Here is a 12417-nt window from a genome sequence, read left to right as displayed (position 1 = left end):
GACGATGTCCGGTATCAACAGCAAACTGACGGTCGGGCGGCGCACCCTGCTCGCAGGCGCCGCGACGCTGGCGGTGTTCCCGGCGGCGGCCGCGTCGGCGGCGGCGCCCGACCTGACCCGCGCGTTCGACTATGCCTATCCGCTGTTCGAGTTCAGCCGCGCGATGCAGCGGATCGGACAGCTTGCCGATCCGACGCTGCCGCTCGATCAGCGGCTGAACCGCATCTATCACCGCCGCGTCCTCGCCGATGCGACCGCGCGGCAGGTGACCGCGCCCAACAACGACACGATCTACAGCTCGTGCTTTTTCGAGCTGTCGGGTGGCCCGGTGCGGCTGCGCGTGCCCGACATCACCGACCGCTATTTCTCGGTCACGCTGATGAACGCGTTCACCGACAATTTCCGCACGATCGGTACGCACGCGACCAAGGGACGGGGCGGGGATTTCTGGCTGGTCGGGCCGGACTGGACCGGCAAGCCGCCGGCGGACGCGACGCTGATCCGATCGGAAACCAACGATGTGTGGATGCTGATCCGCATCCTCGTGTCCGGTCCCGCCGACCTGCCCGCAGTGCGTGCGCTGCAGGACAGGTTCGCGATCCTGCCCGTGCCCGGGCGCGGGCCGGTGCGGGCGCCACAGGTGCGCGCGGTGGATGGCACCGACGCCGCCCAGATCGTCGATGCGGCGGCGGAAATGCTCAGCCGGTCGAGCGATCGGGTGGGACAGGCGCGGCGCTGGCGGCACTTTGCCGCATCGGGCATCCGTCCCGGCGGCGCGGGCAGCTTTGCCGCGCTGACGCCCGCATTGCAGGCGGCGTGGCGCGCCGAAACCCCGCGTTCCATCGCCCGGCTGCGGGAGACGTTCACCGCCGGGGTGCGGCAAGTGAATGGCTGGGGCGCGTCGACTACCGAGGTCGGCGCGTTCGGTGCGAACGATCGGCTGCGCGCCGCCGTCGCGCTCAGCGGGCTGGCCGCGCTGCCGCCGGACGAGGCGATGTATTTCAGCTCGGTCCGCGACCATCGCGGCGAGCCGCTCGATCCCGCGCGCCGCTACCGCATCCGCATTCCGGCGGAGGGGATTCCGGTCGACGGCTTCTGGTCGATCACCATGTATGCCGCCGAGCCCGATGGCCGCTATTTCTTCGCCGCCAATCCGATCCAGCGCTATTCGGTGTCCGAACGCACGCCCGGCCTTATCCGCCGCGCGGACGGCGCGATCGACATCATCCTGTCGCGCGAGCCGGTGGCGGAGGGTGAGGGCAACTGGCTGCCCACGCCCGACGGTCCGATGCGGGTGTCGCTGCGCGCTTATGTTCCGCGTGCGCCGATCCGGCAGGGGCGCTGGTCGCCCCCGGCGATCGAGCGGCTGTGATGGCGGGCCTGTCCCGGCGTCGCGTGATCGGCGGTGCGCTCGCCGGGTCCTCGCTGCTGGCATTTCCCGCCGCCGCGCGGGCGTCGCGCGCTACACCGGACGGGCCATGGCGCCACTATGCGGGCAACCTTGCGTCGCAGAAATATTCGGCGCTCGACGCCATTGATGCCAGCAACGTCGCCCGGCTGGGCGTCGCCTGGACGTGGGACTCGCCCGACGCCGAAATCCTCGCCGCCAACCCCAATCTGAAGCCCGGCGAGTTCCAGTCCACCCCGGTCTTCGCCGAAGGACTGCTGATCACCAGCACTGCGATGTCGCAGGTCGCGGCGCTCAATCCGGTCACCGGCCAAACGCTGTGGCGCTTCGACCCGCTAAGCTGGAAGCGCGGGCCGACCACGACCAAGGGCTTTCTCCATCGCGGCATCGCGGTGTGGGGCCGCGGCAAGTCGGCGCGCGTCATCCTCGCCACCGGCGACGGGCGGCTGATGGCGCTGGCGCTGGACAGCGGCAAGCCGATCGCGGGCTTTGGCGACGATGGCGTGGTCGATCTGCGCGGCGTCGGCATGGTGCGGCCAGTCCCGGACGAACCCGGCATCTATGGCATCACCTCCCCGCCCTTGGTCGCGGGCGATGTCATCGTCATCGGCAGCTATATCGACGATCGCGCCGATGGACGGTTGATGCCGCGCGGCGACATCCGTGCGTTCGACGCGCGCAGCGGGCGGCTGCTCTGGGTATTCCACACCATCCCGCTCGATGGCGAATTTGGCGTCGAAAGCTGGAAGGACGGATCGCACCGCCGCACCGGCAACACCAATGTCTGGGCGCCGATGAGCGCCGATCTTGAGCTGGGCATCGTCTATGCCCCGGTATCGACGCCGACCAACAACTTTTATGGCGGCGACCGGCCCGGCGATGGGCTGTTCGGCGACAGTCTGGTCGCGATCGACCTCAAGACCGGCAAGCGCCGCTGGCATTTCCAGACCGTGCATCACGGCGTGTGGGACTATGACCTGCCCGCCGCGCCGATCCTGGGCGATGTCACCATCGCCGGACGCCGCCGCAAGATCGTGATGCAGGTCACCAAACACGCCTTCCTCTTCGTGTTCGACCGCGCGACCGGCGAACCGATCTGGCCGATCGAAGAGCGCCCGGTCCCGCAATCGACCCTGCCCGGCGAGCGCACCAGCCCGACCCAGCCGCACCCGACCCGGCCCCTGCCGTTCGACCGACAGGGGATCACGCCCGACGACCTGATCGACTTCACGCCGGAACTGAAGGCGGAGGCGCAGGCGGCGCTGGCGGGCTACCTCCACGGGTCGATCTTCACCCCGCCCGGCAGCAAGCCGACGATCATCATGCCGAGCTTTGTCGGCGGCGCGAACTGGAACGGCGCGGCATTCGATCCGGAAAGCGGGCGGCTGTTCGTCCCGTCGGTCAATGTCCCGCTGCACATCGCGCTGGATGACAAGGGCAATATCCGCGCGACCGAACAGGCCGAGGTCGAGGTCGCCGGGGCACGCGTGATCGCACGCGGGCCGCGCGGGCTGCCGCTGCTCAAGCCGCCTTATGGCCGCACCACCTGTATCGACATGACGAGCGGCGAGCATCGCTGGATGACGCCGAACGGCCGCGGAATGAGCCGGCTGCCAGCGTTCCGCGCCCTCCACCCCGGCGATGCCGGGTCGTTCGGCCGGGCGCAGATCCTGGCGACGAAGACGCTGTTGTTCGTCGGCGAGGGGCCGCAGGACCGGATCACCGCCGAACCCCGGCTGCGCGCGCTCGACAAGGCGAGTGGCGCAGTGCTCGCGACGCTCACGCTCCCCGATTTCATGCTCGGCGCGCCGATGACCTATATGGCCGGGGGCGAGCAATATCTCGTCTTTTCAACCGGCTATCGGCGGCTGCCGCAGCGGCTGGTGGCGATGAAGGTGATGCCATGAAGCTCTTCGCTCCCTTGCTGGCACTCGCCGCGCTGACCGCCCCGGCGGCGCGTGCGCAGGAGGTGCCGATCCAGCATTTCGTGATGGTCGAGGTGAAGCCGCCGGTCGATCTGCTCGCGGTCGACCGCTGGTACATCACCTATCACGCCCCCGAGACGCTGGCGCGCGCACAGAACCGCCAGACCCGCTATGTCAGCCACCGCAGCTATCGCACGACGCCCGAAGAGGCTGAGGAACTGAAGCTGGTCGATGGACGCCTGACCGAAATCGGCTTTGCCAGCGTCGCGGCGTTCCGCGCCGGGGTGACGGGGGAGGCGATGGCCGCGCATCCGCCGACGCCACCGGACCCCGCCGTTGCTACAGGGATCAAGACGCGGACGGTGACGGTCAAGCTGCCACCGGTCGCGGTGAAGGACGCCGCCACCCCCGACAAGGCGGTGCCCTATGCCCGCTGGGTGGTGTTCATCCGCCCGCCCGCCGGGACTGCCGACGCGGATGCATGGGTGAAGGAGGCGCTCGCCCCGCTCACCGCGCTGCCGCAGACTCGCCGGGTCCAGCTGCATGCTGCGGCGATCCCGCGCGGCTACAGCCATGTCGCGGTGTTCTGGTATGACGATGCCGCTGCCTGGCGCAGTGCGATGGCGGCGCAGGGCGCGGCGCTGATCACCCGCCTCTCGGCGCAGGACAGTGCCGAGGCGCCGACCCGCACGATGCTGGTCGGGGAACGCCCCGATCTCGATTTCCGCACCGACAAGCGTGTGACGCCATGAACGGCGGCGGCCCCTTGCTCGACCGCCGCACGACGCTTGCACTCGGTCTGGCGACCAGCCTGCCCGCCGGCATGGCGAGCGCGGCGGCGGCAGGGCCGTCGCTGATGGACGATGTGCGCCACTATGCCGCGCTCGGCCCGCACCGCACCGGCACGCCCGGCAACCTCGCGACGCTCGACTGGGTCGAAGCGCGGCTGGGCGCGGCGGGGTTCGCGGTTGCGCGCCAGCCGGTCCGCTACGCCGACCATGATGTTGCCCGCGCCACGGTCGCGACCGGCGCGGTCCAGCTGGAGGGCATCGTCCAGCGCCCTGCGTGCCCGACTGGCCCCGCCGGTGTGTCCGCGCCGCTGGTACTCGCCGACGAGCCGGTGGGTCCGGCGCGGCTGGCCGGAAAGATCGCGGTGATCCGTCTTCCATACGCGCGCCATTCCTCGATCCTCGAAGGACGCACCGCGCGCGCCGTAAAGGCCGCGCTCGCCGCCGGATGCGTCGGGCTGGTGCTGGTCACGCGCGGCCCGTCGGGGGAGGCGCTAGCGCTCAACGCCCCGCTCGAACACCCGGTCTCAGCAGTCCCGACCCTCGTCATCGCCCCGCGCGACGCCGGGCCGATCATCACCGCGGCGGCGCGGGGCGATGCCGGACGGATCGTGGTAGAGGGCCAAGCGATCACCGCATCCTCGGCGAACATCGTCGCGCAGCGGCGGGGGCAGGGGCGGGCGATCATCGTCACCACGCCGCTGTCCGGCTGGTTCGGCTGCGCGGGCGAGCGCGGCTCGGGGATCGCCGCCTTTCTGCACGTCGCGCCGCTACTCGCGCGCCGCTACCCCGATGCCGATCTGCATTTTGCCGGGCTGGTCGGGCATGAGCGCGAATATGTCGGTGGCGATGCCTATGTCGGCGCGCACGCCCCGCCGCCCGATCAGGTGCGGCTGTGGGTGCATCTCGGTGCAGGCTTTGCCGCGCGCGACTGGCATGAGGTCGCCGATGGCGTGCTGGCGCCGCTGCCCGCCGCCGATGCCCAACGCTATCTGCTCGCGCCCGAAGCCTGGCTCGGCACGCTCCGGCCCATGCTCGCCGCGCTGCCCGGCTATCAGCAGCCCTATCCCGCGACGATCGAAAACAGCGCAGGCGAGGCGCGTCATTTCATGGAGCGCGGCTATCGTAACATGGTCGCGACGATCGGCGCGCACCGCCTGCACCATGCCCGAACCGACGATGCCACCGCCGTCGATCCCGCCAGTCTTGAGGCAAGCTGGACCGGCTGGAGCCGCGCGCTGCTCGCCCTGATCGACCGGCACGCGACGTAAGTTCGTTACCCAGCGGCCGGCTTGAACTGCAGCGTCGCGATCGCGCCGCCCCCATCGCGCGGCGTCAGGTCGAAACTGCCGCCAAGCTGATCGGCCAGGGTGCGCGAGATCCGCAGGCCCAGGCTGGTCGCCGCCGCCGCGCTGAAGTCCGCTGGCGGGTTTGCACCGTCGTTCGCGATCGTGAGCGTGACGCTGCCGGCGCCCGCGCACATCCGTACGTCGATCCGCCCGGTCTCGCGCCCGGCAAAGCCGTGCTCGACTGCATTGGCGATCGTTTCCGCGACGATCAGCGCGACCGGGATGATCGAGTCCGGCGGAAGCTTGATCGCGCTGTCGACTTCCACCGTCGCGGTGACGCCGGGGCGCCCCGACGTCGTGAGCAGATCATCGACCAGGTCGGGCAGTATCCGCTCCAGCGTCTGGGGATCGCCGCTATGGTCGTAGAGCTGGCGCTGGATGCGCCCGATCGTCTGCAGTTTCGCCCCGGCGTCGACCAGCGCCTGCCGCGCCGCCGGATCGGCGACGCTGCGCTGCTGCAACGCCAGCACCGCGCCGACCATCTGCAGATTGTTCGACACCCGGTGCTGCAGCTCGCTGAACAGCAAATGGCTGCGCTGCGCCAGCTTCTCACACCGCTCACGCTCCTGCCGCAGCTGCGCAGTGCCGCGCTGCATCCAGTCGATCAGCAGCAGGTCCACCGTGACCACGCCGACATAGAATCCCATCGCGAGGGCGGCGCCGCTTTCGAGCGCGAAGCTCATTTCGGGCGGGATGAAGAAATACCAGGCGAGCGCTCCGCACAGCACCGCCGACAGGATGCCCGGGCCACGCCCGAACAGGAACCCCGACAGCACCACTGCCGGGAAAAAGGTGAGGAACGGGAAGCCCGGCGGGAAGGAATCGGCCAGCGCCCATCGCGTCACCAGCCCGATCAGCGACAGCAGGATGGCAGCGCTATAGCCCTGCCAGCGATGCGCGCGGGCAAGCGGAAGTCGCTCCAGCAGTCTCCCCGTATACCCGTTCACCCGTGGTCCCCCCGGTCCCCCCGCCACCGCGAGGTACTATCTTCGATCGAAAAAGCCTCCGAAACCAGCGGCTTCGGAGGCTCTCGCTGTCCGATCCGGATTGCTCCGGAACGTAAACTTACTTGACGTGCTTGGCGATGTGCTTGTTCATCTCGAACATCGTCACCTTGTCCGCGCCGAAAATTGGCTTCAGCTTGTCGTCGGCCAGAATCTCGCGCTTGTTCTCGGGATTCTGAAGATTGTGCTTCTTGATGTATTCCCACATCTTGCTGACGATCTCGCTGCGCGGCAGCTCGGCGGTGCCGACGATCGCGGCGAGCTCGGGCGAGGGGGTGACGGGCTTGGCGATCCCGCCACGGGCGCCGCCAGATGCCTTGTTTTCGGCCATTCTATTCTTCTCCTCTGCGGTCCGGCAACCGATGCCGGATCCCGATCTTGGTCAGCGCCGACGGCCAGAACTAAGCCTTGCCACCGTTGTCGCTGCGCCGGATGTAATCCGGTTCTCTCCACGATGCACGTATTTGATGCGGTTCCAAGGGGGTTTGATACGTTTGTTTGTGGAGAACTCGCCTCTCCACCGCTCTAGAGGGGCGATCCGGCGCAATCGAGCGGCGTTTCGACCTGTTCCCACCAGCAAAGCCGCACGTGCCACCGCAATTCAGCAAAGCTGACAAAAGGGGCGCGCCCGGTGTCCCGAACGCGCCCCATATCTCGCAGGACCGGATCATCCGGCCCCGATCAGGTCAGGGTCAGAAGCCGACCTTCGCCTTCACGCCGAAGAAGCGCGGCAGACCCGGATAGGCGGCATAGTTGCCGGTCTGCTCGGGCACCGCGAAACCGGTGACGTGGTAGTACTGGTTGGTCAGGTTCTCGACAAAGAACTCCAGGCTCTTCTGGCGGTCTTCGGTCTGGATGCCGATGCGTGCGCCAACCAGCGGATACCCCTGATTGTACAGCGCGGTCCGGCCCGTGACCGGGTTCGGGTTGTTCGACGGGATGTTGACCTCGCTGTTGTAGCGCATGTCGACATGGATGAGGCCACGGATGCCCGACGTGATGCTGGGCGTCCAGGTCGTCGCCACCGTCACCGTGTGCTTGGGCTGGTTGCTGACCTGACGGCCTTCCTGACCCTGCAGCGGGGTGCCGACGAAGTTGTTGTCGGCATCATATTGCGCGTCGATATAGCTGTAACCCAGACGGACGGTGAAGTCGCGCACCGGCTGGACGATCGATTCGACCTCGACGCCCTTGCTGGTCGTGCTGTCGACATTCTGGACGACGAAGTTGTTGCCGCTGAACACCAGCGACTGAAGGTTGCTGAACTTCTGGTAGAAGGCGGCGATGTTGAAGGTGAAGGCGCGGCCCCACTGCGTCTTCACGCCGATTTCATAGGCGTCGACCGATTCCGACCCGAACTCCAGATCGCTCGCCTGCGGGCCGTTGCCGCCCAGCAGGACGCTGTCGAACGTCGCCTGATCCATGTTGTAGCCGCCCGACTTGTAGCCGCGGTCATAGCCACCATAAACGAGGATGTCGGAATTCACCTTGTACGCCAGCTTGGCGGTACCGGTGAATTTGCTCTCATCGCGGTCATGCGCATAGCTGCCGTTGAACTCGGTGTTGATCGCCGGGTTGCAGCTCAGCAGGAACAGGTTGTTGAACAGGCCGAGTTGGCGGAGCAGCGTGGCGTACTGGACCGCCGCCGTGTTGCCCGCACGCACCTGGTTGAAGAAGGTGCAGCTGCCGGTGTTGTTGCTGACCGTCGCGGTGAAGTCCTTCTTCTCATAGTTCCAGCGCGCACCCAGCGTCAGCGACAGCTTGTCGCTGATGTTGATGATGTTGTGCGTGAACAGCGCGAAGGCGTTGGTCTTGACGCGATAGTCGTTGTTGTTGCCCTGGCCGGCGGTCACGCCGGGCAGCGGGCTGGCGGCGAGTGCGGCAAGGCCCGCGACCGGCGTCGGCGAATAGCCAAGGGCGTTGCAGGTCGCGACCGGCACCACGCCCGACGGCGCTGCGCCAACGGCCGTGCGGAAACAGCCGACGACCGGCGCCAGCGCCGCGCCATATGCCGCCTGATAGGCGAGCAGCGAGTTCGGCACCGCCGGGTTCAGGAACACACCGCCCGGCGTCGGGGCGGAGCCCAGCGAGCCATAGAACTGCACCGCTCCGCCGAACGACGGGCCGGCCAGTGCGTTGAAGATCGAGTCGACATAGCGGTTGCCGTCATTGCCGACGCGGACCGTGTCATGGACCTTGTTGGTTTCGTTGAGGTAGAAGCCGCCGACCAGCCAGTCGAGCGCGCCACCGAACGCCGACCCCTGGAAGCGCAGCTCCTGAGTGAAGTCGACCAGCTCGTTGCGATAGCCTTCGCGATAAGCGCGATCGATGCCCGAGAAATCGACATCCTGGTTACGCCGCACGCGCCAGTCGCGATAGGCGGTGATCGACGTGAGTTTGATGTCGCCCAGCTCGGCGTTGATCTCGCCCGAAATGCCCCAGTCGCGCACGCGCTCGCTCAGATCGCGGTTGGGCGACGCGGCCATGCGGCGCTGCTCGGGATCGACCGTGGTCGGCAGACCGCCGACGGTGCGGTTCGTTCCGACGAACAGGCCGGTCCGGCCCTGTGCGGCGGCAATGCCCTGGATCAGCGGCGCGAACGATCCGCGCACGGCCGAGATCGCGCCACAGCACTGCTCGTCGGTCTCGTAATAATCGGCGATCAGGCGCAGCGAGAAGGTCGAGGTGTCGTACAGCGCCTGACCACGGGCGTACCAGCGGTCGACATTGTTGAACGAGCGGTCGGCGTTAACGTCCTCGATATAGCCGTCGCGCTTGCGATAGCCGCCATCGACGCGCAGCGCGAGCTGGTCGGTCACCGGGCCGGTGATCGCGCCCTTCAGCTCGAACGCGTTATAATTGCCGTAGCTTCCCTCGATATAGCCGCCAAGCTCGAACGCCGGCTGAGCGGTGAAGATCGACAGCGCGCCGGCCGAGGTGTTGCGGCCGAACAGCGTACCCTGCGGACCACGCAGAACTTCGACGCGCTCAAGCTGCGGCAGCTCCGAAATCGCGACACCCGCACGTGCGCGGAACACGCCGTCGATGAACACGCCGACTGCCGGTTCGAACCCGGGGTTGTCGCCCGCGGTGGTGATGCCGCGGATATACAAGGTGGTGCCGGTCGCCGACGACTGGCCGGTCGAGCTCTGCAGCGACGGTGCCAGCTGCTCCAGCCCGCGAATATCTTCGATGCCCGCATTCTCGAGCAGCGCGGCGGGGACCGCGGTCACCGCGATCGGCACATCCTGCACGGTTTCGTTGCGGCGGGTCGCGGTGATGACGACTTCGTTACCCGAAGCCTCTTCTTCCTGCGCGGTGGGGGTGGCGGTGTCCTGGGCGATGGCCGGGGTGGCGGCGATCAATGCCAGGGCGGATGCGGAAAACAGCTGGAGCGTTCGCATGGGGTCTCTCCTCTCTGGGTCGCCGGGGTCTTCCCTCCGGGACCATTCTTCTCGTTGTCGTTAACCCGCACGCTACCGTCGCTCGAATCCTTACGTCAACGTCAAATCGCCCCGGCAATCCGGCGGAAATGCTTGCTATTTCCCGTTACGATACCATCTGTGGCCGCTGGGCAACACGGTCGCATCCGCATGCCGTAGCGTAACAGGAAGTTTCGGGGGACGGGGCCGGATGAGCTGTCATAATCATGACGAACCAATGGATGGCGACATGGTGACGTCGCCGCCCAAGATTCCAGTGCCGGATGAGGTCGCCGACGCAATCCGCACGCTGCTGCGCTGGGCCGGTGACGACCCGAGTCGCGAAGGGCTGATCGACACGCCCAAGCGCGTGGCGCGCGCGTGGAAGGAATATTGCCAGGGCTATGGCGAGGACCCCGCCCATCACCTGAGCCGCGTGTTCGAAGAGGTTGGCGGCTATGACGAGATCGTCCTGCTCAAGGACATTCCGTTCCAGTCGCATTGCGAACATCACATGGCGCCGATCATCGGCAAGGCATCGATCGCCTATCTGCCGCAGGACCATGTCGTCGGCATTTCCAAGCTCGCCCGCGTGCTGCACGCCTTTGCCCGCCGGCTTCAGGTGCAGGAGCGCCTGACCGCCGAGGTCGCCGATTGCATCTGGGAGCATCTCAAGCCGCGCGGCGTCGCGGTGGTGATCGAGGCGAGCCATGCCTGCATGACCGCGCGCGGCGTCCGCACCCCCGGTGTCGGCATGGTGACCAGCCGCATGATGGGCACATTCCGCGAAGACGAGCGCAGCCGCAAGGAAGTGCTCGCGCTGATGGGGTATTGATGCGGATTCTCGTCACTGGCGGCGCGCGGCGGATCGGCGCGGCGATCGTGCGCCGGCTCGTCGCGGACGGGCACGCGGTCGCGGTCCATCATCATGACTCGCATGACGAGGCAGCGGCACTCGCGGCCGAACTCGGCGTTGCGCCCGTCACCGCAGACCTGTCCGATGCAGCCGACACCCGCAATCTGATCGCCGCCGCCGCCGATGCGCTGGGCGGGCCGGTCGAGGGGCTGGTCAACAACGCCTCGCGCTTTGCGTGGGACGCGATGCCGCTCGCCGACTATGCCGGGCTCGACCGGCACATGCACATCAATGTCGGCGCGCCGCTACTGCTCGCTTCGGCACTCGCGGCGCAGGTCGGGCTGGGGGAGGGGGCGATCGTCAACCTGCTCGACCAGAAGCTCGCCAACCCCAACCCCGACTTTCTGACCTATACGCTCAGCAAGGCGGCACTGGCCGAAGCAACGACCCTGCTCGCGATGCAGCTTGCCCCGCGCGTCCGTGTCAACGCCGTCTCGCCGGGCCTTAGCCTGCCGAGCCTCGACCAGACGCCGGAAGAGTTCGTCAGCGTCGCCTCGGCCAATCTGCTCGAGCGCCCGGTCGACCTCAGCGATCTCGCCGCGACCGTCGCCTATCTGCTCACCACCCGCAGCATTACCGGCCAGAACGTCTTCGTCGATTGCGGCCAGCGCCTCGTGAAGCGCGACAGCGACGTGATGTTCACCGGAAGGGATCGCCCGCATGGCTGAATACACCATCCATCTCGACGGCCTCGTCGCCGAAATCGGCCTTGGCATCCACGACCATGAACGCGCCGCCCCCCAGCGGGTCGAACTCAACGTCGCGATGCGCTGCGTCTATGATGTGCCGCCGCACGACGCGATCGATGCGGTGGTCGATTACGACTATCTGCGCACCGGAATCCTCGCACTCGCGGCGAAGGGGCATATCGAGCTTCAGGAAACCCTGTGCGACGCCGTCGCCGCGCTCGCTTTGTCCGCCGACCCCCGCGTCGCCGAAGTCCGCGTCCGCTCGATGAAGCTCGACGTCTATCTCGACGCGCGCGTGGGGTGTGAGGTGGTGCGGGCGCGCGGGAACGCTGATGCGGCTCGATGAACGGCTGCCCGATCGTGGGCCGGGCGCGCCGGTGCGACCCGGCAATGATCTGGCGCAGCTTCTCACGCTGATTGGCGCGCTGGCGGCGATTGCCGCAATCTGGGCGGTGGTGATGCTCGTTCAGTCGGCCCTGCAGCCACCCCCGAACGATCCGCGCCTGGCGAACAATCCAGCGCAAAGCGTGGAGAGCCCGGCCACTTGGGTCACCCCCGACGACTATCCGCCAAGCGCCCGTCGACGCAATGAAGAGGGAGCGGTCGGCGTCACCTTCACCGTGGATGTCTGGGGCCGCGCAACCCGATGCACCGTGACGGTCTCCTCGAATTCGGACGCGCTCGATGAGGCGACCTGCGCGCTGATTGAGCGCCGCGCGCGCTATACGCCTGCCCGCGATGCGGCGGGACAGGCGGTGGAGAGCAGCAAAACGCTGCGCTTCCGCTGGATGCTGGAAGATTGATCGCTCGCCGTTTGGTTCGGCAGCCACGCCACTTTTGGGGTTGGAGTCATTCACCCCAGCCCCTATGTCCACTCGGTCCGCCGTTCAGCGGCGGGCAACAAGGGGCCGTTTAA

Annotated in this window: 11 protein-coding genes; 8 read left to right on the top strand and 3 right to left on the bottom strand. The window is 67.6% G+C overall.

Annotated features, from left to right (window positions below; genetic code table 11):
• The first annotated feature begins 4 nt into the window (after positions 1-4).
• The 4 genes from K9B35_RS14540 to K9B35_RS14525 are packed head-to-tail and all read left to right on the top strand — an operon-like array spanning position 5 to position 5392.
• Positions 5-1372: a DUF1254 domain-containing protein gene (locus K9B35_RS14540; RefSeq protein WP_224922664.1), complete on the top strand. Its 1368-nt coding sequence runs from the start codon at positions 5-7 to the stop codon at positions 1370-1372.
• Complete coding sequence (locus tag K9B35_RS14535; RefSeq protein WP_224922662.1) at positions 1372-3315, top strand: pyrroloquinoline quinone-dependent dehydrogenase; 1944 nt, start codon at positions 1372-1374, stop codon at positions 3313-3315. The genes K9B35_RS14540 and K9B35_RS14535 overlap by 1 nt, the downstream gene beginning before the upstream one ends.
• Positions 3312-4085 carry a hypothetical protein gene (locus K9B35_RS14530; RefSeq protein WP_224922661.1) on the top strand — a complete coding sequence of 258 codons (774 nt, stop codon included), beginning with the start codon at positions 3312-3314 and terminating at the stop codon, positions 4083-4085. The genes K9B35_RS14535 and K9B35_RS14530 overlap by 4 nt, the downstream gene beginning before the upstream one ends.
• Entirely contained in the window at positions 4082-5392 is a 1311-nt protein-coding gene (locus K9B35_RS14525) for a hypothetical protein (protein WP_224922659.1), read from the top strand. The genes K9B35_RS14530 and K9B35_RS14525 overlap by 4 nt, the downstream gene beginning before the upstream one ends.
• Before the next feature lie 5 nt (positions 5393-5397).
• Here the strand turns inward: K9B35_RS14525 and K9B35_RS14520 are convergent, their stop codons facing one another.
• From K9B35_RS14520 to K9B35_RS14510, 3 genes are all read right to left on the bottom strand, one after another.
• Entirely contained in the window at positions 5398-6417 is a 1020-nt protein-coding gene (locus tag K9B35_RS14520; RefSeq protein WP_224922657.1) for a sensor histidine kinase, read from the bottom strand.
• A 118-nt stretch (positions 6418-6535) separates the two neighbouring features.
• Positions 6536-6805, bottom strand: coding sequence for an SWIB/MDM2 domain-containing protein (locus K9B35_RS14515; RefSeq protein WP_224922655.1), 270 nt, complete (start codon positions 6803-6805; stop codon positions 6536-6538).
• Between the two features lie 361 nt (positions 6806-7166).
• Positions 7167-9878, bottom strand: a complete 2712-nt coding sequence (locus K9B35_RS14510) for a TonB-dependent receptor (RefSeq protein WP_224922652.1) — start codon at positions 9876-9878, stop codon at positions 7167-7169.
• A 229-nt stretch (positions 9879-10107) separates the two neighbouring features.
• On the opposite strand from K9B35_RS14510, the gene folE reads away from it, so the two are divergent.
• Genes folE through K9B35_RS14490 form a run of 4 tightly spaced genes read left to right on the top strand, consistent with a single transcriptional unit; the run spans position 10108 to position 12304 of the window.
• Positions 10108-10731: a GTP cyclohydrolase I FolE gene (gene folE / locus K9B35_RS14505; protein WP_224922650.1), complete on the top strand. Its 624-nt coding sequence runs from the start codon at positions 10108-10110 to the stop codon at positions 10729-10731.
• Positions 10731-11480, top strand: a complete 750-nt coding sequence (locus tag K9B35_RS14500) for an SDR family oxidoreductase (RefSeq protein ID WP_224922649.1) — start codon at positions 10731-10733, stop codon at positions 11478-11480. The genes folE and K9B35_RS14500 overlap by 1 nt, the downstream gene beginning before the upstream one ends.
• A complete protein-coding gene (locus K9B35_RS14495; RefSeq protein WP_224922647.1) occupies positions 11473-11847 on the top strand; it encodes a dihydroneopterin aldolase in 375 nt (124 codons plus the stop codon). Before K9B35_RS14500 ends, K9B35_RS14495 begins: the two co-directional genes overlap by 8 nt.
• Entirely contained in the window at positions 11834-12304 is a 471-nt protein-coding gene (locus K9B35_RS14490; RefSeq protein WP_224922645.1) for an energy transducer TonB, read from the top strand. Before K9B35_RS14495 ends, K9B35_RS14490 begins: the two co-directional genes overlap by 14 nt.
• The last annotated feature ends 113 nt before the right edge of the window (positions 12305-12417 follow it).

It is taken from the genome of Sphingomonas sp. R647, assembly GCF_020177055.1.
GTDB lineage: Bacteria > Pseudomonadota > Alphaproteobacteria > Sphingomonadales > Sphingomonadaceae > Sphingomonas.
This window is presented reverse-complemented; position numbering and strand designations above follow the sequence as displayed.